18 protein-coding genes and 1 pseudogene are annotated in these 23,912 nt (G+C 40.7%); 9 read left to right on the forward strand and 10 right to left on the reverse strand.

Going from position 1 to position 23,912, the window contains the following annotated elements:
- Window positions 1–48 precede the first annotated feature (48 nt).
- Together P162_RS07135 and P162_RS07140 are read left to right on the forward strand one after the other, a co-directional pair.
- Window positions 49–891 carry a phosphatase PAP2 family protein gene (locus P162_RS07135; protein ID WP_031426577.1) on the forward strand — a complete coding sequence of 281 codons (843 nt, stop codon included), beginning with the start codon at window positions 49–51 and terminating at the stop codon, window positions 889–891.
- A gap of 194 nt (window positions 892–1,085) precedes the next feature.
- Window positions 1,086–1,844, forward strand: coding sequence for an SH3 domain-containing protein (locus P162_RS07140; RefSeq protein WP_031426578.1), 759 nt, complete (start codon window positions 1,086–1,088; stop codon window positions 1,842–1,844).
- A gap of 98 nt (window positions 1,845–1,942) precedes the next feature.
- Here P162_RS07140 and P162_RS07145 read toward each other — a convergent pair whose 3' ends face one another.
- From P162_RS07145 to P162_RS07160, 4 genes are all read right to left on the reverse strand, one after another.
- Complete coding sequence (locus tag P162_RS07145; protein ID WP_035916945.1) at window positions 1,943–5,473, reverse strand: T9SS type A sorting domain-containing protein; 3,531 nt, start codon at window positions 5,471–5,473, stop codon at window positions 1,943–1,945.
- Window positions 5,474–5,525: 52 nt separating this feature from the next.
- Complete coding sequence (locus P162_RS07150; RefSeq protein ID WP_164076230.1) at window positions 5,526–5,843, reverse strand: hypothetical protein; 318 nt, start codon at window positions 5,841–5,843, stop codon at window positions 5,526–5,528.
- Window positions 5,844–6,139: 296 nt separating this feature from the next.
- Window positions 6,140–6,610, reverse strand: coding sequence for a CYTH domain-containing protein (locus tag P162_RS07155; protein WP_031426583.1), 471 nt, complete (start codon window positions 6,608–6,610; stop codon window positions 6,140–6,142).
- Window positions 6,603–7,268, reverse strand: a complete 666-nt coding sequence (locus P162_RS07160) for an NAD-dependent epimerase/dehydratase family protein (RefSeq protein WP_031426584.1) — start codon at window positions 7,266–7,268, stop codon at window positions 6,603–6,605. The genes P162_RS07155 and P162_RS07160 overlap by 8 nt, the downstream gene beginning before the upstream one ends.
- Window positions 7,269–7,404: 136 nt before the next feature.
- Here P162_RS07160 and dinB point away from each other — a divergent pair, with 136 nt between their 5' ends.
- Entirely contained in the window at window positions 7,405–8,508 is a 1,104-nt protein-coding gene (gene dinB, locus P162_RS07165; RefSeq protein ID WP_031426585.1) for a DNA polymerase IV, read from the forward strand.
- 69 nt (window positions 8,509–8,577) lie between these two features.
- Here the strand turns inward: dinB and pyk are convergent, their stop codons facing one another.
- From pyk to P162_RS07190, 5 genes and pseudogenes are all read right to left on the reverse strand, one after another.
- Window positions 8,578–10,014 carry a pyruvate kinase gene (gene pyk, locus P162_RS07170; protein WP_031426586.1) on the reverse strand — a complete coding sequence of 479 codons (1,437 nt, stop codon included), beginning with the start codon at window positions 10,012–10,014 and terminating at the stop codon, window positions 8,578–8,580.
- Window positions 10,014–10,490: an IPExxxVDY family protein gene (locus tag P162_RS07175; RefSeq protein ID WP_031426587.1), complete on the reverse strand. Its 477-nt coding sequence runs from the start codon at window positions 10,488–10,490 to the stop codon at window positions 10,014–10,016. The genes pyk and P162_RS07175 overlap by 1 nt, the downstream gene beginning before the upstream one ends.
- An 83-nt stretch (window positions 10,491–10,573) precedes the next feature.
- A pseudogene (rnc, locus tag P162_RS07180) lies at window positions 10,574–11,319 on the reverse strand (ribonuclease III).
- 7 nt (window positions 11,320–11,326) lie between these two features.
- Window positions 11,327–12,580 (reverse strand): beta-ketoacyl-ACP synthase II, encoded by a 1,254-nt coding sequence (gene fabF, locus P162_RS07185; protein ID WP_031426588.1) that lies wholly within the window; start codon window positions 12,578–12,580, stop codon window positions 11,327–11,329.
- A 19-nt stretch (window positions 12,581–12,599) separates the two neighbouring features.
- Window positions 12,600–12,833, reverse strand: coding sequence for an acyl carrier protein (locus P162_RS07190; RefSeq protein ID WP_031426589.1), 234 nt, complete (start codon window positions 12,831–12,833; stop codon window positions 12,600–12,602).
- Window positions 12,834–13,004: 171 nt separating this feature from the next.
- Between P162_RS07190 and P162_RS07195 the strand changes: the two genes are divergently transcribed.
- The 4 genes from P162_RS07195 (at window position 13,005) to P162_RS07210 (ending at window position 17,540) form a co-directional block, all read left to right on the forward strand.
- Window positions 13,005–13,580 carry a phosphoribosylglycinamide formyltransferase gene (locus P162_RS07195; protein ID WP_031426590.1) on the forward strand — a complete coding sequence of 192 codons (576 nt, stop codon included), beginning with the start codon at window positions 13,005–13,007 and terminating at the stop codon, window positions 13,578–13,580.
- A gap of 263 nt (window positions 13,581–13,843) precedes the next feature.
- Window positions 13,844–14,476 carry a viroplasmin family protein gene (locus P162_RS07200; protein WP_031426591.1) on the forward strand — a complete coding sequence of 211 codons (633 nt, stop codon included), beginning with the start codon at window positions 13,844–13,846 and terminating at the stop codon, window positions 14,474–14,476.
- A 193-nt stretch (window positions 14,477–14,669) separates the two neighbouring features.
- Window positions 14,670–15,596 carry a PfkB family carbohydrate kinase gene (locus tag P162_RS07205; RefSeq protein WP_031426592.1) on the forward strand — a complete coding sequence of 309 codons (927 nt, stop codon included), beginning with the start codon at window positions 14,670–14,672 and terminating at the stop codon, window positions 15,594–15,596.
- Window positions 15,597–15,641: 45 nt separating this feature from the next.
- Window positions 15,642–17,540, forward strand: a complete 1,899-nt coding sequence (locus P162_RS07210; protein ID WP_031426593.1) for an amidophosphoribosyltransferase — start codon at window positions 15,642–15,644, stop codon at window positions 17,538–17,540.
- 1,137 nt (window positions 17,541–18,677) lie between these two features.
- Here P162_RS07210 and P162_RS07220 read toward each other — a convergent pair.
- Window positions 18,678–19,286 carry a superoxide dismutase gene (locus P162_RS07220; protein ID WP_031426595.1) on the reverse strand — a complete coding sequence of 203 codons (609 nt, stop codon included), beginning with the start codon at window positions 19,284–19,286 and terminating at the stop codon, window positions 18,678–18,680.
- Between the two features lie 160 nt (window positions 19,287–19,446).
- On the opposite strand from P162_RS07220, the gene P162_RS07225 reads away from it, so the two are divergent.
- Together P162_RS07225 and kbl are read left to right on the forward strand one after the other, a co-directional pair.
- Complete coding sequence (locus tag P162_RS07225; RefSeq protein WP_031426596.1) at window positions 19,447–22,593, forward strand: UvrD-helicase domain-containing protein; 3,147 nt, start codon at window positions 19,447–19,449, stop codon at window positions 22,591–22,593.
- A gap of 30 nt (window positions 22,594–22,623) precedes the next feature.
- On the forward strand, window positions 22,624–23,820 hold the full coding sequence (gene kbl / locus P162_RS07230; protein WP_031426597.1) for a glycine C-acetyltransferase: 1,197 nt from the start codon (window positions 22,624–22,626) through the stop codon (window positions 23,818–23,820).
- Window positions 23,821–23,912: the final 92 nt, after the last annotated feature.

Here is a 23,912-nt window from a genome sequence, read left to right on the forward strand (position 1 = left end):
ATTTTACAATACTGAATACCTTTTTGCCCCCCAAATCCCCTTTGTTTGATGAAAAAATTACTTTTTCCTATAATCTCTTTGTTGATTTCACCGCTCTGGTCTCAAAGTTCACCATCCACAAAAAATGGTCAAACAAAGATCTGGAAAGATCTCGCCTATGATCTGGGCGTTGTTTTTAAAGGAGTGCATCATGCTTACAAACAACCACTTCATTGGCAAGGGAATGACTATTTAAAATTGGCAGGAGTTGCCGCTGGAACATTGGGATTTTATCTTGCAGATAATGAAATAAACCATGTTTTTACAAGAAATAAAAAAGAGGTGCCCCCAGTTTTACTTAATTATGGCTGGCGGGCCGGTAAGCCCTTAAATAATTATGGCATCACAGGGGCGGTATATCTCACAGGGCTTATATCTAAAAATACAAAACTGCGACGCACAGGGGTATTGCTCATTTCCAGCGCTACAGCAACCGGCCTTTTTCAGCAATTTATTAAAACAGGTCTGGGCAGGGCGCGGCCATCTACAGGTTTAGGCAAAAACCACTTCAAACCTTTTGATCCCAGTTCGGCTTATAGTTCGTTTCCCTCAGGTCATGGCATCCTTACCTTTACAACTGCACACGCAATTGCAAAACAATTTGATAATAATTGGGTCAAAGCAGGGGTTTATGGCATTGGCGTAATCCCAGGCCTGTCTCGTATCGTGGAAGATGCGCACTGGGCCAGTGATGTATTTTTGAGTTGGGCGATGAGTTATTTTATCGTAGAATCAATTGATCGCTACCTGGATTCAAAGTATGATGAGAAATACAACCCTGGTGAACCGAAAGAAACGTCATTAAATCTTACTTTTAGCGGAAATCGGCTGGGTCTACAATTCAACTTTTAACCTGCTAAACCTTGATCAAAAGGTAAAATAAAAAACTTTCAAGCTATTCCTCTATTGATTGCTTTAAACTAAGATTTCACTTTTATCAAAATCTGCCAATAATTACCCGAAAAAGGGTAATAAATACCCATTTTCGTTACTTTAGTCTAAATCTACCACCTATTTATTCCGAATAAATTCAAATTTCTAAGATCATGACTAAAGCAATTACTTCCATCTTCCTTGCGCTACTGGGTATTATTTTATGCTCAACGAGCTGTAAGGAGGATAAAAAACAAGAAAATCCCATCGTAGAAGAGGTAAGAACCGAAGCAAAAAAGGAACTACCGAAGGTCTTGTACGTGATCGCACCCAGCGGACTCATACTAAGAAGGGATGATAACCTGCAAAGTGACCAACTTGCAAAAATGCCTTACGCAACTAAAGTAGAAGTATTGGATAGACCAGATAATAGTGCTATTGAAGTCGCTAATATTTCAGGAAACATGATAAATATAAAGTTTAACTCCATGAGCGGCTTTGCATATAATGGCTACCTGAGCAGGTTTAAAGTCCCCAATGCCAAAGAAAAATCAGAAGATTACGCTAAACGTCTTCAAGTAGAATATCCTGAAGCAACCTTCAGCACAGAAAATAAAGAAGAAAATGGAGCTCCCGCTACTTCTGTACAATTGAGTATACCTGCGGGGAGTTGGAGCGAAGCTTTTTTAGTTGCCAAACAACTGTTTGATATTTCCACGGAATATAATTTTCCAGGTCTCACCGGGCTTAGCGAAAGTAGTATCAAATCACGTCAGGAACATGGGTTTACCTCAACCCTTGATGCAAAGAGAAGCGCAAATGATCTTACTTCCATAAAGTATATAGAACGTGCACAGCGATTATCAAGAATTGTTCACATTACAAAAGAAGACAACTTTTACATATTGCAAGAATCGGTTTCTACAAAGTAAAACAGACTTTTCAAGTTACTAGTTTGTAATAGGTCATAAAAGAAAAAGGCCCAACCAGAAAAACTGGTTGGGCCTTTTTAAAACCGTTGTTTAATGTATTAGTTGATCACGATTTTCTTCGTAACATTTCTACTTCCAGAAGTGATTTTTACAAGATAAATTCCGCTGCTCAGGTTATTAAGAGCAAGCTGTTGTTTTCTGTAACTCAAATCATAATTATTAGAAAAAACCTCTTTTCCGGTAATATTGAATACCTGTACTGAAGAATCACCAAGATCCACGGTAGAGGATACGGTAACGTTACCATCAGAAACTGTAGGGTACATGCTAAGTTCAGAAGCTAACAATGGCTCGTCTAAAGAAAGCGTTTGCTTATTGATAGAACGTATCGCCCAGCCAAAACTGGTTACAGCCCCATCCGTTACAAGTCTAAAACGTAGAACTACATTATCACCTTCTACAAAAACATTCTCTCCAGAAGGAGTTTGCTGCAATAAATCAAGCGTTTGTGTTCTAAACAGATCATCACTGATCACAGGAGTTTCACCATTTAAAACGCTACTGTATACTTGAAGCCATTCGGGGAAACGCTCAGCATCGTATATATCCAAAGCTTCCCAATTTCTCAAATCTTTAGTAGCCTCAATAATAACATAGTCATATATTCCTCCCGCATCGCCTGGTTCAACAATAGCTACATCTTCGTAATTGAATTCTGCTGATTCTGAAGTTATGTTTATAGGTCGCTTTAATATTACCCTGTATTCTTTATTATCAAGATAAGGATGTTCTGAATTGTTCAGGGCATCCTGACCTACCGTTCCGGCGATATCGTCTATCTTGAATTCTCCATCAAAAGTGAATACATCCTGTGGTTCAAAAACATTGATATTCACGAACTCCTCAGGAGTTTCATAATCAACGATCACAAGATCTGCTTCCGCAGGAATAGACTCCTTGTCACCGCTGGTGATCTGAACGCCTATGGTATGAACGCCTTCGCTAAGATCATTTAATATATAGCTGTTCGTTGTACCTGCTGTAAACTCATTTTGCACAGAAGCGTACAATGAATCATCTACAAAGATATTGACGTCATCTATAAATTCCTGATCTGTATTAAAAACAACTACAGCATTTAAATTTTCAATAGATTGTTGATAAACCTCTACAATAGCTGGTGGTGCAAAATAGCTGGGTGGCTCATATCCATTAAGTTCATCAAGAGTCGCAGACCATATGCCACGACCATGTGTTGCAACAACTACCTGATCGTTAACGATTTTGAATTCCCATACAGAAACGGCTGGAAAGCCTTCAACAATAGACCAGCTATCACCACCGTTTTCAGTTTGAAAAACACCAAGGTCTGTACCTACCCAAAGTACATTTTCATCAAAGGGCATTTCAACCAGACAGTGAATAGCAACATCTGGGAAACCGCGATCCTCACCAAGGGAAATCCCTGAAATATCCTCCCATGTTTGTCCAAGGTCATTAGTTTTCAAAACCTTTGCAGCACCCTGCGAAGAGAAAAGTGCATATGCACGATCTGCATTAGTAGGCGATGTTTCTAAACCGGAAATATATAGGTTGTGTGCTCTTGTATCACGGGGATCAACAAAAGGTTCTGTAGGCTGATAGGATAATCCATTGTCCTGGGAAACATGTAAAACATAACTACCTGTTTCGGTCATCGCGTTTCCTGCCCAAACGATATCAGGATTAGCCACGGAAACATTTACATCAAGTGAGCTTGAAGCACCTACTGAGAAATTATTACCAATTGGGGTAAGTTTCCATTGTTCAGCAAAATTTGCAGATCTCCATACCCCGCTTACAGAAGGGCTGAAAACTACATCAGGATTATTATTTGCATTTGAAATTTTAGAATAAAAAGGAGATGTCCCTGAACCACTTTCACCGTGTTGTGCATAAACGCCATTCTGCCCATCAAAGCGCGCAAAATTATTATACTGGGATCCTACGATAAATTTATCGGTATCTTCATAGTTCCAGATAACTTCAAACCCATCACCACCTAAAACCCTGGTGTAGTTTGTAGCGGGATTTGCCCCATCTTCAAAAGTAATATGTGAGCCATTATCCTGTGCCCCTGCGATATAGGAATCAGCACCATTGCGCTTATCAGCTCCATAATACTGTGTGCTGTTATAACCTATGGCAAGAGAAGACCAGTCACCTTCGGTTGTTGCGGGATCAGCAAGGTAATCTGTTGAGTACACCCCACCATCGTTAGAAAGTACTAATTTAAAATCCTCATCAGTATCCCCTTTGATCCAGGCAATACCATGCTGGTCAACATGCACATAATCATTCAGTTCATTATTGTAACCACCAGCGATAGGTATAAATTCATAATTCAAAGAATCTGTGATCGTCACTTTGTGTACTACTATTCCGCCTACGTAAAAAACATTCTCATCATAAGGGTGCGCAGTAACGATGTTATCATACCAGCCCTGGCCTGAAACCAAATTGCCAGAAGAAGGTGTGCCCTCGTAGCCTAAAAGTGTAAAGGTTTCCCCAGCATCTTTAGTTACATAAAAATCAGTATTGACGGCAGATGCTCCAGAAGGAGAATAAACACTCAATACAACCTCATCTGGGTTTGCTGAAGAAACATCAAGTTCAAAACGCTCATTATTAGGATTGTAATCTTTTCTGTTGAAAACAACATCCCATGTATAACCACCATCTGTACTTTTTACAATACCCAGACGATTTACACCACCGTAAATCACATTGTAATTTCCTGGCGTAGCATTAAGGTCTTGCACATTAGTACTTCCTACACTATCCGTAGGTTTAAAATTTTCTACCCCAAAGGTTTTTTCCCAGCTGGCACCACCATCTGATGTTACATATATACCAGTGGCACTTGCTACTGCAAGACTATCAGCATCGTTAGGGTTAATGGCCAAACGACCTATACCGCCAAAGCTTCTGGTATTATCCAAATACTCCCAGCTGGCACCATCATCTGTTGATTTTAAAAGACCTATTCCACCTATGGCGTCCAGGTTATTAAAAGGCTCTCCCGTTCCTAAAAATATAGTTTCGGGCGCGCTTTCACTAATTGCCACTGTAGAGGTAGCAAGGTTTGGCACCTTATAATCGGTAAGGTTGCTCCAGGTACCACCTGCATCTTCGGTAACCCATAATCCACCACCTACTGATCCTGCATACCATTTATCTGGATTGCTGGGGGATACAAAAACTTTACGCGTACGACCAGGTACATTTGCCGGGCCACGCTCATTCCAAACCGCTGCAGGTGCTTTCATTGCCCTCCTTGACGAAGCACCCCTTTGAGCTTTCTGAAACTCGCGCATTAAATAACCTTCTTTATAGGTTGATTCTTTTGCATCAATAGGCTTCATTATACTGGCAATGTACTCTGCTATAAGCTCAATGCCTTTTTTGCCTTCACCATCTTCTTCGCTTTCTTCGTCATGTTCCTTAAGCTGTTTTTTGCCTTGCAGCGTAATTTCTTTTATAGAAGCGAGGTCGTCGACCGCTTCACCTTTCGGTTTATTCTCGCAGGAGGTAATCATAAAGACCCCCATTAAAAGCATGAATAAATGTGTTGTGTACTTGTGTTTCATATAATATTGGAATTTAGTTGGTTAAATAATTAGAAATTGGTTATTGCTTGTTCTAATCCAGACTATCGCTTAGTTTTACGATAATGGGTTTATTTGAAGCTGTTCCGGCCATCGCATCATCTGGATTATCAGATGTTGGTTTGCGCTCCATGCCTATATAAGGTACTAATTGCAGCGAACTATTGTCATACCATCTTACATCTGTTCCCCTGTAGGAATCTTTTTTGATGATGTTTTGGGTTTTCGATTCTAAAACGGTGTAGTTTAATAGGTGTACCGGACTATCAGGTGTACTTATTTTCTCCAGGTACAATACCAGGGTTTTTGAAGGGTTCAAAACTTTCTGCTTAATGGTATCTTGTAATATCAAACTAGGTTTTTGCTCTTTACTCTTATCCACTTTTGATAGTTCCTGACTATCTTGAGCTTTACACTTTACAACAAAACAGCCCAAAAAGGCAAATAAGCCTAAAAAGTAAATGGCCCGTATAGAAATGGGAAGAAAAATAAAAGTGTTTAGTTTCAAAATAGCTATATAAAGTACACAGAATTAAAGCGTTGCTAAATCTATTGAAAATTATTCAAAAAATTGAACGTTTTGATAAAAAAAATAAATTTTTAGAACCAAACAGAACTTTTCTTTCCAGAATCCCTTTTTTTTAAGCGTTACGGCCAGGTTGAAAACGGTCTTTTTCCCAGCTGTGAATTATAATATTTGGCATCCCCGGTTACTTCCGCTCCCAGCCAATCTGGTTTTTCAAATTCTTCATCGGCAGCGTTAAGTTCTATTTCAGCTACTAATAAACCTTCATTTTCGCCAAAAAATTCATCTATTTCAAAGGTTTTATCGCCGGCTTTAAATAAATACCGGATTTTATCAATACTTCCCGGCTCGCTTAAATTCAAAAGTTTTTCTGCTTCCTGAAGTTCAATTTCTTTTTCCCATTCAAAACGTGTGGTACCTCCCGCATCAGCTGCGCCTTTTATGGTCAAAAAGCCCTGATCTCCATATATGCGTACTCTCACCGTACGTGAAGGTTCACTGTTTAAATACCCCTGGGTAATACGTTTATTAGAAAAGGAATTGTCTTTGAAAGAATGGTTTTTTACCAAAAATTTACGTTCTATTTCAAGCATGTTCATCAGCAATTTTTTGAATTTTATCAGATTCTATTAATGGGTCTGCAAAGCCGTTTTTTGCCACAAAACGCATGGTTTTAGCTATTTTTTCGGGTTTTATACTTTTGTATTTTTTTAAAGGACCTACCAGCAATGGGTTGAGGATCTTGAAAACCTTTGTCGCGATTTTTTCTGCCGTTCGGGTTTCTTCACGATCTCCCGCTAACAATGCAGGTTGCATAAAGTAAATATTGGGAATTGAAAGTTTGAAGATATCACGCTGCATTTCACCTTTTGTCCTGTTGTAAAAAATACGGCTCTCAGCATCTGCTCCCATCGCAGATATGGCAATAAACGTCGATATATTATTGTCCTTGCAAAGTTGCGCCGCATCTAGTGGAATACCGTAATCTATAGCTTTATAAGTTTCTTTATCTTCGGTTTTTGCCTGGGTAGTTCCTATACAGCAAAAAACCACATCCGCTTTAAAACGTTCTTTTTCCCTTTTCAGTTCAAAGAGATTTACCACATGTTCGGTGAATTTTGGATGGCTGAGCTCAGACGCCCTCCGGTGAAAACTTATGACCTTTTCATAATCCTCATCTTCAAATAACTGCTTTGCCAAAATACTTCCCGTAAGACCGGTGATACCTAAAATTATTGCCGTTTTTGCCATAAAAAGGGTGATTTTCTCTATTCCGCGATCACGGAAATGCTTGCTATTGCAGCCAATTTACAACAACCTTACCAACTTTCTAAATCAAAATACCTCCGAAAAGGGTATTGCTGCTTTTAGCGTAATTTTGCAGGAGATGAATCCTGAAGAACAGCCCGCACGCAAGATCATTCATGTGGATATGGATGCCTTTTACGCCTCTGTAGAACAGCTGGACAATCCAGAACTGCGGGATAAGCCCATTGCGGTGGGCGGTAGTTCTGACCGCGGTGTTGTCGCGGCCGCCAGTTACGAGGCCCGTAAATTTGGCGTGCGCAGCGCCATGGCCGGCGGTCTTGCACGCAGGCTTTGCCCTGATCTTATCTTCGTGAAATCCCGTTTTGACCGTTACCGGGAAATAAGCCAGCAAATACGGGCCATTTTTCTTGAATATACAGATATGGTCGAACCTTTATCGCTTGATGAGGCCTATCTGGATGTCACTCAAAACAAAAAAGGAAATCCCAGCGCAACGCTCATTGCCAAACAAATACGCCAGCAGATAAAGGAGAAAACAGGGCTGAATGCTTCCGCGGGGATTTCAGTCAATAAATTTATCGCTAAAGTGGCCAGCGACATCAATAAACCCAACGGACAAAAAACGATCAATCCCGAAGAGGTCATTCCGTTTTTAGAGCAGCTTGAAATAAGGAAGTTTTATGGGGTGGGCAAAGTAACGGCCGAAAAAATGTTCCACCTGGGCATTTTTACCGGCGCAGACCTAAAAAAGAAGGAGCTTGATTATCTCACAGATCATTTTGGCAAAAGCGGTGGTTATTATTACAATGTGGTGCGCGGCATTCATAACAGTGCCGTAAAGCCAAACAGAATACGGAAATCCCTGGGGGCAGAGCGCACCTTTAGTGAAAATATCTCTTCGGAAATATTTATGATGGAACGCCTAGAGAACATCACAGAAGAAATAGAACGCCGACTTAAAAAATCAAATGTTGCCGGTAAAACGGTGACTTTGAAGATAAAATACAGCGATTTTACCCTAAAAACACGTAGCAAGACCCTTAATTATTTCATTAGGGATAAATCTATAATCCTGGAAACCGCAAAAGAACTCCTCTTTCAGGAAAAAATGGAAAATAGTGTGCGTCTGCTGGGTATTACTCTGGGCAACCTCAACACAGAACCTGCAAAGGAAAAGATAAATAAACAGGAAATCGCGGTGCAATTAAAGTTTGAATTTTAGTTCTAAAGCATAAAAAACCCTCTAAAATCGGTTGTTTTTAGAGGGTTTTTTAAAGATTTCAAGTATATTTTAGTCACCGGCAATCTCCCGAATACGCAGGGTATTGACCATTCCTTTTTCAGTAATAGGCATGGCGGCAAGACTTATCACCATATCTCCTTTACTAAGGAAACCACGTTTTTTTGCTATGGTATTTATATCGCGCACAGTTTCATCTGTAGAGACAAACTTATCATAGAAAAAGGCTTTAACACCCCATAAAAGGTTGAGCTGCGATACTATTCTCTCATTAGACGTAAAAACAAGAATATGTGCTTTTGGCCTCCAGGCAGAAATCTGGAATGCCGTATAACCACTGTTAGTCAATGTCGTAATGGCGGTCGCAGAAATTTCATTTGCCATAAGTGCTGCGTGATAACAAATGGATTTAGTTATATAGCGCTTTGTGCGAATGTGTGGGGGTTCTTGTGGCACATGAATAAGCGGTGAATCTTCAACACTACGTATGATAGAAGACATGCGTTCTATCACCTGTACAGGATACTTACCTACAGAGGTTTCCCCACTCAACATTACCGCGTCTGCACCATCCATTACTGAATTCGCCACATCATTTACCTCTGCCCTTGTAGGGGTAAGGCTTGAGATCATGGTTTCCATCATTTGCGTGGCAATGATTACGGGAATTCGTGCTTTCTTTGCACTAAGTACCAATTGTTTTTGAATAAGCGGAACTTCTTCCGCAGGGATTTCAACACCCAGATCGCCACGTGCAACCATAAGGCCGTCACTATAGGAAATGATCTTATCAATATTCTTTACAGCTTCTGGCTTTTCAATTTTGGAAATAATCGGGATTTTATGGTCAGAATGTTCTTTTATAAGTTCCTGAAGTTGAATTAAATCGCCTTCGTGACGCACAAAAGAAAGTGCTAGCCAGTCTACATCCTGTTTAATGGCAAAAATAGCATCTTCAATATCTTTTTCTGTAAGTGCCGGTAAGGAGATGTTTGTATTAGGCAGGTTGACCCCTTTTCTGGAACGTAATGGGCCACCCTGTACTACAACCGTTTCAACTTCGGTTTCCATATCTGTTTTGAGCACTTCAAAGATGAGTTTACCATCGTCAAGTAGGATACGTTCCCCTTTTTTAACGTCTTTGGGAAACTGGGCGTAATTCATGTAAACGCGTTCCTTGGTGCCCTCAAATTCTTCTGCGGTAGAAAAGGTAATTATATCACCAGGTTCTACCATTACCTCTTCTTTCATGATACCCACACGTAATTTAGGGCCTTGAAGATCGGCAAGTATAGCGGTGTTATAGCCAAATTCTTTACTAAGCTCGCGAATCATTTTTATACGCTCCTTTACAGCATCGTAATCTGCGTGGGAAAAGTTAATACGGAAAACATCTACTCCCGCTTTAATCATCTCCTGTAAGACACTTTTCTCGCTGGTTGCTGGACCCAGAGTGGCTACAATTTTAGTCTTTTTTGTATTTGGCATTATTCGAATATTAGGTTTCGTTTTGATTTTAATTGGTTGACATCTATGGTATATGCAGTAACCACTTGTGCTATTTCATTGATCTGCGCAAGCATTTTCTTGGGTGTTGGGGTATCTGAATCTATTTTTAAAAAAAAATCTGTTTTTGATAGTTCAGGAATTAGGCTGATCATTTCAAAATTTTCCTGGGTTTTAAAAAGGCCTTCGTTATCTGTTTGCGTACGCTTTACTCTACATTTATTGCCTACCAGGGTGTAAGACCGGTAATTTTTTGAATCCTCAAAATTAAACAAAGAAAACATGGCCTCGCAACCTTCCTTCCTAAAATCCACATCCTTTAGCCTACGTCTTAACTGCAAACCTAAGTACTTGTTCAGGGAGAAGGCAATTCTATGATCTTCTAAAGAGCAGTGAATGGCAATGAGGCTAAAGTCGAATTCAAGTGCATCGCTAAGAACTAACTTGAGAGGTGGCATAAGCATGCTGATAAGCGCTAAAGATAACTAAACTCACAAACAAAACAGAAAATCTAATTTTAATAAAAGGTAACTTATTAAATCTAGTTAAAATCCTGTGTATCTATTTTAGACTGGAATACATAATACGCACGTTTAGCGGCCTTTTCTTCTGCTTTCTTCTTTGATGTCCCACGGGCTTTTGCTACTTGTTTGTTATCAATGGAAAGCCGTACAGAAAAATGTTTTATAATATCAAGGCCAGAATCTTCATAGGTATCAAAGTGAAAGGGCTTTTTATTTTTTTGACACCACTCGATGACCAGGCTCTTATAGCTTATCACCCTGCCTTCCAGCTTTTCAATATCTACGTATGGCTCAATAACGCGATCACTGATAAAACGTTTTGCATAGGCATAGCCCCTGTCACGATGTATGGCACCCACGAGCGCTTCAAAAAGGTTACCGTGAATGTTCACGCCAAAATTTTCTTTGGGAATTGCCGCCCTTGCAAGGTCGAGTAGGTTGAGATCGCGCCCCAGTTCATTGAGGTGTTCACGGCTTACCACTTTAGATCGCATTTTTGTCAGGTAGCCTTCATCGCCACGTCCTACTTCATTAAAAAGATAGGAAGCGATCACGGCACCCAGCACGGCGTCCCCTAAAAATTCCAGGCGCTCGTAATTAAAATTATTGCCGTTTTTACCTTTAAGGTTCAGGGAACGATGCGTAAAAGCTTCTTCGTAACATTTGAGGTCCTTAGGCGAAAAACCAATGATTTTTTTAAGCTGACCAAAAAAATCCCGTCCTTTTCAGAACGGGAATTAAATATGTTGCGCATAGCATTCATAACGCTATTATTGGCTTATTTTTTTAAACAGTACACAAGCATTGTGCCCACCAAATCCAAAAGTATTGCTCATGGCTACGTTAACTTCTCTCTTTTGCGCTTTGTTGAGTGTCAAATTAAGGGAAGGGTCGATGTCGGGATCTACCGTATTATGGTTGATTGTGGGAGGTACAATACCGTGCTTCATCGCTAAAATGGATGCGATTGCCTCAATGGCACCCGCAGCACCCAGCAAATGCCCGGTCATTGATTTTGTGGAGTTGATATTGATATTTTTTGCATGCTCCCCAAAAACATTGGTTATTGCTTTAAGCTCTGCAACATCGCCCAGCGAGGTAGAGGTACCATGTGTATTGATGGCATCTACTTCCTCTGGTTTCATATTCGCATCGCGAAGGCAATTTTGCATGACCCGCTCCACGCCTATTCCATCAGGATGCGGTGCCGTCATGTGATACGCATCACTGGACAAACCACCGCCCACAACTTCAGCATAGATTTTTGCGCCACGTGCTTTGGCATGCTCGTATTCTTCCAGGATAAGTGCACCTGCACCTTCTCCCAATACAAAACCGTCGCGTGTGGCATCAAAAGGCCTGGAAGCCGTTTCTGGACTTTCGTTACGCGTAGACAGTGCGTGCATGGCGTTAAAGCCACCCATTCCTGCCAATGTAACCGCAGCTTCACTACCACCTGAGACTATGATATCACAATGACCCAGCCTAATATAATTAAGCGCGTCTATCATAGCATTGGCAGCAGAGGCACATGCAGAGACCGTGGTATAGTTGGGCCCCATAAAACCATGTTTGATAGAGATATTGCCCGGGGCGATATCTGCGATCATCTTTGGAATAAAAAATGGGTTGAAACGTGGTGTACCATCACCTGCGGCAAAGTTGAGCACTTCGTCCTGAAAGGTTTCCAGACCGCCTATACCGGCGCCCCAGATCACCCCAACACGAAATTTATCTACCGTATCCATATCAAAACCGGCATCAGCGATCGCCTGGTCTGATGAGACCATGGCATACTGAGCAAACCTATCAAGTTTGCGCGCTTCTTTGCGGTCAAAATGTGCCAGCGGATCAAAGTTCTTAAGTTCGCAAGCGAATTTTGTCTTGAACTTTTCGGCATCAAAATAGGTAATTGGGGCGCACCCGCTCTTACCAGAACGCAGACCGTCCCAATATTCATCAATATTGTTACCGATAGGCGTCAACGCTCCAAGGCCTGTTACTACAACTCGCTTTAACTCCATAAAATGCTTGGTTGGCTGTTTACTTTGCGTTTTCGATATAGGTTATTGCTTGACCTACAGTCGCAATGTTTTCAGCTTGATCATCTGGGATCTGGATATCAAATTCCTTTTCAAATTCCATGATGAGTTCTACTGTATCTAGTGAGTCTGCTCCCAGATCGTTTGTGAAGCTTGCTTCTGCTACGACCTCGTTCTCGTCAACTCCTAATTTATCAACGATAATGGCTTTTACTCTTGATGCAATGTCTGACATAATCTTAAATTTTAAATTTTTATTTAGGTGGCAAAAATAGCAAACTTTACCTTACGACCATTCTAAAGGTCAAAAATGTGAGGTAATTTAAGTATTTTAAATTGATTTTTTATTTAAATGTACTTTAAAAACACAATTATAAACTGTTGCTTTGCACTGCAAATCCTACCTATGAGCCCTACTAAACGCATCGTTATATTTGCCTCCGGAAATGGCACAAATGCCCAGCGCATTATTGAGTATTTTAGCTCAAAACCGGTTGAAATAGCCCTTATTTTGACCAATAAACCTTCCGCTAAAGTGCTTAAAAGAGCAGATAATCTCAACATAAGCGCCATTTGTTTTAACCGGAAATCATTTTACGATACAAATCAGGTACTGGCGATTCTACAGGAAATAAAACCGAATTTAATCGTTTTAGCCGGTTTTTTGTGGCTTTTCCCAGAAAATATCCTAAAAGCTTTTCCAGATAAGGTTATCAATATTCACCCGGCGCTGCTACCAGATTTTGGCGGCAAGGGTATGTATGGCGATCGGGTACACCAAGCAGTGATTGCTTCGGCCAAGAAAGAATCTGGCATTACCATACATTATGTTAGCCGTGAGTATGACAAGGGAAATATTATTTTTCAGGCAAAAACAGCTATTGAGGAGGGAGAAACGCCAGAAACCCTGGCAGAAAAAATTCATGCGTTGGAATATGAACATTTCCCCATAGTAATCGAAAAACTGCTGAAAGAGAGGTAAAATGGGTTGCAGGTTGCTAAATATAAAATTTGCTTTTAGCTTTCAACTCGAAAAAGCTTCAAAAGTTCCTCTCCATAAACCTGCATCCCGACGAGTATTCGATAGGAATGCACAATGCCGAGGGCGGAGTGTTTTAACGCAAATTTGATTGAAAGATTTCCGCAGATTGCTAAAAAGGCAATTGGATTTAGAAAACGCTTGAAATTCTGTCAAAATATATCCTGAGTTTGTCGAAGTGCAGAAATGAAAAACTTAAATTATCTATGGCTAAAAAAGAAAAATTCTATGTGATCTGGCAGGGCAAAAAGCCTGGTATCTATAATAAATGGGCAGATTGTAAAGCCATGATCGCCGGTTTTAAGGGTGCGCAGTACAAAAGTTTTTCTTCTTTTGCGGAAGCAAAAAAAGCCTATAATGGCAATTTTTCTGATTTTAAGAGCAAAAAATCACCTAAAACGGTAGATAAAGCACTATTGGCAAAAATAGGCCAACCCAATTATAACAGTATTTCGGTAGATGCCGCCTCTAGTGGAAACCCAGGGATTATGGAATATCAGGGCGTGGATACCAAATCAAAAAAAGTACTTTTTAAACTGGGGCCTTTTCAGCAAGGAACGAACAACGTGGGGGAATTCCTGGCGCTCGTGCACGGACTCGCATTTCTCAAAAAACACGACAGCGATCGTATTATTTACACAGACTCGCGGACGGCCATGAGTTGGGTGCGCAAAAAAACCTGTAGGACCACACTTAAGGAATCTGCGAAGAACAAACCAGTATTTGATCTTGTGCGACGCGCAGAAACATGGCTAAATACAAACGAATATACTACGGTTATCGTAAAATGGGAAACAAAGGTATGGGGGGAAATTCCGGCAGATTTTGGGAGGAAGTAGATTGCCCTTATGTAAATGAACCATTACGTTGTGCTGAATTTATTTTAGCACTGCACAAACCGCACCACCTGTGAATCCCTGAAATAATTTCTTAGTGACGTTCTAAAATTCAACATAAAAACCTGTAAGTTTTGACTTTAAAATCGTCCTAATATTCCCATTACATTATCATATCTTTGCAAAAAATTTCTGGATGAATAAATTAGTGATTGTGGGCACCTGCGCCTTTGATGAGATTGAATCCCCTTCTGGCAAAAGCGGCCGTATTTTAGGCGGAGCTGCAACGTTCATAGGGCTTGCGGCATCAAATTTTGATGTAGATCCCGCCATTGTTTCTATTGTGGGAGAAGATTTTCCGCAGGAAAATATTGACCTTTTAAAGAATAAAGGCATCAATATGGATGGTCTCGAGGTGGTAAAAGGTGGAAAGACCTTTTTCTGGAAAGGTAAATATCACAATGACCTCAACACCCGCGACACTTTAGTTACTGAGCTTAACACATTAGCTGATTTTCAGCCCCAGGTTCCCAAAGAGTACAAGGATGCCGAAATCGTGATGCTGGGCAACCTGCACCCCATGGTTCAGCTTTCTGTTTTACAGCAAATGGATGCCAAACCAAAACTTGCCATTTTGGATACCATGAACTTCTGGATGGACAGCGCGCTTGAAGATCTAAAAAAAGTAATCGCAGAAGTTGATGTGATCACCATTAATGACGAGGAGGCGCGTCAATTGAGCGGTGAATACTCCCTGGTTACGGCTGCAAAAAAAATCCATGAGATGGGACCTCGCTTTGTGGTGATCAAAAAAGGAGAACATGGCGCCCTGTTGTTTGAAGGTGACGACATCTTTTTTGCCCCTGCCCTGCCTTTAGAAGAAGTTTTTGACCCTACAGGCGCCGGCGATACTTTTGCTGGTGGTTTTGCAGGTTATTTGTGCCAGACGGATGATTTATCGTTTGATAATATGAAGCGCGCCGTAATTCACGGTTCCAATCTCGCTTCTTTTTGTGTAGAGAAATTTGGCACAGAACGTATGCAGGACCTCAGCGAAAAAGAATTGACAAAAAGGCTGTTGCGCTTTAAAAAGTTAACACAGTTCGACATAGAAGTATCTTAAACGTTTTCGCCCCAACTTTTTGGGGCGAATTTTATTTATAGCATTATGAGCGATGCCATTAAGCATGAGTGTGGTATATCAGTAATACGCCTACTGAAGCCTTTAGAATATTATAAGGAAAAATATGGGAGCGCCTTTTACGGTGTGAACAAAATGTACCTTATGATGGAAAAGCAACATAACCGTGGTCAGGACGGTGCTGGCTTTGCAAGTATAAAGTTAGATACTGAACCTGGGGAACGGTACATAAGCAGGCAGCGCTCTGTTGCCCAGCAGCCCATACAGGATATTTTTGCGCAGATCAATTCGCGCATCAATGAAACCCTTGCTGAACATCCTGAATATGCAGATAATGTAGCCCTTCAGAAAAAGCATGTTCCCTATATAGGCGAACTTTTGCTGGGCCATGTACGCTACGGAACCTTCGGAAAAAACAGTGTGGAAAGCGTTCACCCGTTTTTGCGCCAGAACAACTGGATGCACCGTAACCTTATTGTGGCCGGTAACTTTAATATGACCAATGTTCACCAACTCTTTGATAAGTTGGTAGAACTGGGTCAACATCCCAAAGAAAAGGCAGATACCATTACCGTAATGGAAAAAATAGGCCATTTTCTGGATGATGCAGTAGCTAAACTTTACAAAAAGCTAAAAAAAGAAGGATATTCAAAGCAGCAGGCCACCCCGCTTATCGCAGAGCGCCTCAACATAAAAAAAATATTGAGAAAAGCCGCCCGTGACTGGGATGGCGGTTACGCCATGGCCGGTCTTTTAGGCCACGGCGATTCATTTGTACTGCGTGATCCCGCAGGCATACGCCCCGTTTATTATTACCGCGATGAAGAAGTAGTCGTTGTAGCGAGCGAACGTCCTGTTATTCAAACCGTATTCAATGCGCCTTTTGAAGAAGTACAGGAACTGGATCCTGGACATGCGCTCATTATTAAGAAAAGCGGGGAATCTTCCATAGAAGAAATACAGGTGCCGCTTGAAAGAAAAGCATGTTCTTTTGAGCGTATTTATTTTTCCCGAGGAAGCGATGCCGAAATTTATCAAGAGCGTAAAGAATTGGGTCGTTTATTAATGCCCGAAGTTCTTAAAGAAATAAACCACGATACGCAAAACACCGTATTTAGTTTTATACCAAACACCGCAGAAACTTCTTTCTACGGAATGGTCGAAGCGGCGCAGGTAGAACTTGACGAACAAAAAACCGCGGAAATTCTGGCCAACAGGGATACCCTGGATAAAAAAGGGCTACAGAACATCCTTAACCTCAAACTGCGTACAGAAAAAATCGCCATTAAGGATGTAAAATTACGCACTTTTATTACTGAAGACAGCAGCCGCGACGATCTTGTGGCCCACGTATATGATGTCACCTATGGCGTGGTAAAACCTACAGACAATCTTGTTATTATTGATGACAGTATTGTGAGGGGTACAACCTTGAAGAAAAGTATTATCAAAATGCTTTCACGCCTTAATCCCAAAAAGATCGTGGTGGTATCTTCTGCACCGCAAATACGCTATCCTGATTGTTATGGTATAGATATGGCAAAATTGCAGGATTTTATTGCATTCCGCGCAGCGGTAGATCTTTTACGGGATAATGACCAACTCGATACTATAAAACGCGTTTATGATAAATGCTGTGAACAGGTAGCATATAAAGATAAAGATGTAAAAAATTACGTCAAAGAAATCTACGATCCCTTCACAGATGAACAGATCTCTGCTAAAATCGCCCAACTACTGAAAACTGAAAACAATGGTCCAGAGGTAAGCGTTATTTATCAGAAGGTAGAGAATTTACACAAAGCCTGTCCTAAAAATCTAGGCGACTGGTATTTTACGGGAGATTACCCTACCCACGGAGGTAATAGGGTAGTTAACAGAGCTTTTATGAATTATTATGAAGGAAACGATAACCGAGCCTATTAAAACCTTTCTAAATGGATTTTTGTGTAGTACAACAAATATTCAGGCAGTTGGTCTAAAATGTTTTTTAACCAGACAAAACCTACATTATATTAGCAACACCATAGCATAAGTAGGTTAAGTTCATGGTAGATTTGGGACAAAAAGGTGGATCTTTCCACCTTTTTTTTGTGCCAAATCGTAATGGGTGGCGAGCAGCTACAATTAAGCTCTATATAAAAATGCCGTGCGAGCCGCTTAGCCAATACCTCAAGATCTTTCCACCTTTTTTTGTGCCAAATCGTAATGGGTGGCGAGCAGCTACAATTAAGCTCTATATAACAGATGCCGTGCGAGCCGCTTAGCCCAACCTCAAGATCTTTCCACCTTTTCTTTGTGCCAAATCGTAATGGGTGGCGAACTTATATAATTACTTTTCGGTTCTTTTATTGTTTTGGGCGTTTCCCTGCGGGTCGGGCTTTACGTTGTAATCTTTTTGCTCGTACCTCACAAAAAGGATTTTCGCTACAATCCCTAACGCAAAATTAGTTTCTTGGTCATAGAGTAGTTTTTTTGAACCATTTCTCTAGGTCTAAAGTATTTAATTTGGGGCTGCACTATACTCCATATCTTCAGATCTTTCCACCTTTTTTTTGTGCCAAATCGTAATGGGTGGCGAACTCTTTAATTGCTCTTCAATTCATTTATTGTTATTGGGCGTTTCCCTGCGGGTCGGGCTTTACGTTGTAATCTTTTTGCTCGTACCTCACAAAAAGGATTTTCGCTACAATCCCTAACGCAAAATTAGTTTCTTGGTCATAGAGTAGTTTTTTTGAACCATTTCTCTAGGTCTAAAGTATTTAATTTGGGGCTGCACTATACTCCATATCTTCAGATCTTTCCACCTTTTTTTTGTGCCAAATCGTAATGGGTGGCGAACTCTTTAATTGCTCTTCAATTCATTTATTGTTATTGGGCGTTTCCCTGCGGGTCGGGCTTTACGTTGTAATCTTTTTGCTCGTACCTCACAAAAAGGATTTTCGCTACAATCCCTAACGTAAATTTCGTTTCCAGATAATAATTTGAATAAAAAGCCTGGAAGAAATAAAAAAGCCTGATCACAAAATGACCAGGCTTTGATATCATAAAAAAAAATTCTTCTTATTTATTATTCGCAAAACGCTTAGAAACTTCTTGCCAGTTTACTACTTCCCAAAAAGCTTCAATATATTTAGGACGCTCATTTTGATAATTTAAGTAATACGCATGTTCCCAAACATCAAGACCTAAAATAGGTGTCCCGCCACAACCAGTATCTGGCATTAGTGGATTGTCTTGATTTGGTGTAGAGCAGATTTCCACTTTACCACCTTCCTGAACACACAACCACGCCCATCCTGAACCAAATCTTGTTCCAGCAGCTTCGGTAAATTTAGATTTGAAATCTTCAAAGGAACCAAAAGCCTTATCGATAGCGGTTGCAAGATCGCCTTCAGGCTTTCCACCACCATTTGGGCTCATTACTTCCCAAAAAAGGCTATGGTTGTAAAAACCACCACCGTTGTTACGTACTGCTTTGTTTTGCATATCCAGGTTCCCAAGGATATTTTCAATTGATTTTCCTTCTAGATCTGTTCCTTCAATTGCAGCATTCAATTTTTTTGTATATCCGCCATGGTGCTTGTCATGATGTATTTCCATGGTCTTTGCATCAATATGCGGGGTTAGCGCGTCAAATGCGTATTTTAATTTCGGTAATTCAAAAGCCATTATAGTATGATTTTGATTAATATTCAGTTGTCATTCAAATTTAAGCAAACACCTGCAAGGAAGCGGGCTATCTTGTGTTATAAATGTCTTAAGGTTTAGCTGGCCGTCTAAATGAAATATTCTGGTTTAGTCTAAATCTGGTTTTTAGTATCTTCGGGCAATGCAAGAACAACATGCCATTTCGGTCTATAATGCTTCGGCAGGTTCTGGAAAGACCTTTGCCCTCGCCTGCAATTACCTGAGTATTTTATTGCGCAGCAGCAGTCCTTTCAAATACCGTCATATTCTGGCCATAACCTTTACCAATAAGGCTGTCGCCGAAATGAAATCCCGGATTATAGAGAACCTCAAGGAATTTGCTCACGGAAAAGAGCTCGAGCAATCTGCTATGTTCCTGGCGGTAAAAGCTAAAACCGACTTAGATAATGACGTTATCAGCACAAAATCTGCCCAGATCCTCCACAATATCGTTCAGGATTACGCTTCTTTTGATGTGGTGACCATTGATAATTTTACCCACCGCATTATTCGCTCTTTTGCTCGTGATCTTAAGATTCCGCAGAATTTTGAGGTAGAGCTCAACACCACCGAAGTTCTGGAGCGTGCAGTTGATAATCTAATAGAACGTGCCGGCACTGATAAACTGCTCACGCCGATACTGCTTGATTATGCCATCGAGAAAATAGATGACGACAAAAGCTGGGACATTAGTCGGGATTTTTACGACATCTCGCGTTTGTTGCTCAGTGAGAACGATCGCTATAATATAGACTTGCTCAACAAAAGATCGCTTCAGGATTTTGCTTCCCTAAAAAAGCAGCTCAATCAAAAAATTGCACTTTGGGATAAAGAAATTATTCAGCATACCACAGAATTGCTAGAGTTTATACATTCAAAAAATCTACTTCCAGAACACTTTACGGGTAAATACCTGCCAAAGGCGCTTGATAAAGTCAAAGAGGGAAATTTTACGTTCAATCCTGAAGTGGGGTGGATTAAAAACATGGGGGAACAGCCTTTTTATAAACAAAAGGAAAAACAGGAAATCAAAGATATTCTGGATGCGAATGCGGCCGAAATTACCTCTTTATTCAGGCAAATAACCGGTAAAATCACTCAATTATCCCTGTTTCAGGAGCTTTTAAAGAAGATTACGCCGCTTTCACTCCTTCAGGCGATAAATAATGAAGTACAAAAAATCAAAAAAGACAAGAACCTGTTGCTCATTTCTGACTTTAACGAGGTTATAAGCAAAAACATTGCGAACCAGCCCACCCCTTTTATTTATGAGCGGCTGGGGGAACGCTATCAGCATTATTTTATTGATGAGTTTCAGGATACATCGATCCTTCAATGGGAAAACCTTATACCTTTAGTGGATAATGCGGTAAGTACCGGGGAGCGCGTTGAACCTTCTAACAGTATCATGCTTGTGGGCGATCCCAAGCAGGCGATTTATCGCTGGCGTGGCGGTTATGCTGAACAGTTTATCAGGCTTTCGGCGGGTTTTAATCCCTTTCAAAATCCTGATATGGCTCAGGTAAACCTGGAAACCAATTTTAGGAGCCATGAAGAAATTATTAGCTTTAATAACCGGTTTTTTACTGAAATAGCCCAATTTCTTGAAAATCCGGTTTATGAAAATATTTACTTAAAAGGTAATGAACAGGGCAAAAACAATAGAACTGGTGGGCATGTTTCGATCTCTTTTGTTGAGGCACAAACGGTTGAGGAAGCTAAAGAACCATATTTAAGCAAAACGCTGGAAATTTTACAACAAACACTTGCCCGTGGTTACCCGCAAAAAGACATTTGCATCCTGGTGCGCAAAAACGGCGAGGGAATCTTGTTGGCGCAATATCTTCAGGAAGCAAATATACCCGTGATATCCAGCCAGAGCCTGCTTGTCTCTCAGTCGGCAGAGGTTCGTTTTATCGTAAATCTGCTCCGTTTTATGCAGCAGCCCGATGCAAAAGCGATAAGCATCCTATTATTGGAATATTTAGCCGAAAATCGCTTAAAAACGCCCAATAAACATCTGTTTTATGCGGAAATGTTGGAAAAACAAGGTCAGGAATTGTTTGATAAAATTCCGCTTAAAGCGCAAAATTTCAAGCTACAACGTTGCCAGCAACTGCCCCTTTATGAAGCGGTGGAATATATAGTGCAATATTTTGACCTTAATAGCAATGCCGGTGCTTATCTGCAATCTTTTTTAGATGCGGTATTTGATTTTGGCCAAAAGAACGAAAGCGGCCTGCATGGTTTTCTGGACTGGTGGGAAAAAAACAAAGATAAGCTGAGCATTGGAACGCCCCCAGATACCGATGCCGTTCAGATCATGACCATTCATAAAGCAAAAGGACTTGAATTTCCCGTGGTGATTTATCCCTTTGCAGACAGCCTGTTGTACCCTAATGTTGATGAAACCAACTGGTATCCCACAGATCCCGATGCATATGCCGGATTTGAATCGTTGCTGATTTCACAGAAAAAAGGCCTGCTCCATCTGGATGAAAAATCTGCCGAATTGTATCACGATAAGCGCCAGCAACAGCAACTGGACAGCCTTAATATGTTATATGTTGCCCTTACCAGGGCTGTTGAGCAACTTCACATTATATCTAAGATTACCGAAAAAACACAGCCCAAGACGGATCCTACTTCTTTTGCTGAACTTTTTGTAAACTATCTGAATGCGACACAGCAATGGGAAAATGGAAAATTGCAGTATCTTTTTGGCGATCCGGAAAAGACAACGGTCAATAAAACAAAACAGAACAATGACCCGGCGCTATCTTTAATAAGCAGCCCAAAAGAAAGTCATAACCTGATTCTGGTCACGCGCGCAGAGCGCTTATGGGACGAAGATCGCAAGGAATCCATTAACAAAGGGAATTTATTGCACGATATACTTGCGGGAATACCTTATGAAAGTGATATGCCCGCTGCCCTAAAAAATGCACAGGCCACCGGCTTGTTACAAAAAGAGGAACTGGACTCTTTTAAAACGCAGTTACAGCAATTGATTGACCAGCTAAAAGCAGAAGGCTTTTTCAATAAAGAGCATGTAATCTATAATGAACGCGACCTGGCCAGTAATGGAGAGCTTTTAAGGCCAGACCGTGTAGAAATAGATGGTAAGAACAATGCGTACCTTTTAGATTACAAAACCGGTGCGCCACAAAAAAACCATCATGATCAGGTAAACAACTATGCAGAGGCACTGGAAAAAACGGGTATGCGCATTGTTAAAAAGACGCTTGTATATGTGAATGAAAAACAAACCATACACCCTGTTTATTAACCATAATCTACCTTTGTAAAAACTAAATTTATGTACGGAAAGATAAAAGAACATTTAGAAGACGAAATTAAAAGTATAAAAGAAGACGGCCTTTATAAAAAAGAGCGCGTCATCACCTCACCACAGGGAGCTGCAATAAAATTAGATTCCGGCAAGGAGGTCATAAACTTCTGTTCAAATAACTACCTGGGCCTATCATCACATCCCGAAGTTATACAGGCAGCAAAAGACACCTTGGATTCTCACGGTTTTGGTATGAGCTCTGTACGGTTTATCTGCGGCACACAAGACATCCACAAAAAACTGGAGCAGACCATTGCAGATTTTTACGGTACGGAAGACACTATTCTCTACGCAGCGGCTTTTGATGCAAACGGCGGGGTTTTTGAACCATTGCTCACTAAAGAAGATGCAATAATTTCAGACAGTCTTAATCACGCTTCGATCATCGATGGGGTGCGTTTGTGCAAAGCTATGCGCTACCGTTATGAGAACAGCAATATGGAAGATCTTGAAGAACAGCTCAAAAAAGCCAATGAGGATGGAGCACGTCATAAAATTATAGTTACTGATGGGGTTTTCTCCATGGATGGGCTTGTTGCCCCACTGGACAAGATCTGTGACCTTGCCGATAAATACGATGCCATGGTCATGATAGATGAATGTCATGCCACTGGGTTTATAGGTGAAAAAGGAATAGGAACCCTCGAGGAAAAAGGTGTTCTGGGAAGAATAGATATTATAACTGGAACCCTTGGAAAGGCGCTGGGTGGCGCTATGGGTGGATATACCACGGCCAAAAAAGAAATCATAGACCTATTACGCCAGCGTTCGCGTCCCTACCTATTTTCAAATTCGCTTGCACCCGCAATTGTAGGTGCTTCCCTTAAAGTATTTGAAATTCTGGGGGAAAGCACGAAGCTTAGGGACACATTAGAAGAAAATACAAAGTATTTCAAGAAAGGCATCAAGGAAGCTGGTTTTGATATTATAGACGGCGATTCTGCCATTGTCCCTGTGATGCTGTACGATGCTCAGCTATCACAAAATATGGCTGATGCATTACTTGAAGAAGGAATTTATGTCATAGGATTCTTCTATCCTGTAGTTCCCAAGGAAAAAGCCCGTATACGCGTGCAACTTTCTGCAGCTCATACTAAAGAACACCTTGATAAGGCGATAAATGCGTTTAAAAAAGTTGGCAAATCCTTGAAAATCATTGACTAAATAAGGAAACATCGCTAGTAGCGCGTTTTAACGATTTAATAAAATTTTATTACTTTAGGCTTTGTACATAAATTTTAACAACTTACTTTTGC

Source organism: Flavimarina sp. Hel_I_48 (assembly GCF_000733945.1).
Lineage (GTDB): Bacteria > Bacteroidota > Bacteroidia > Flavobacteriales > Flavobacteriaceae > Leeuwenhoekiella.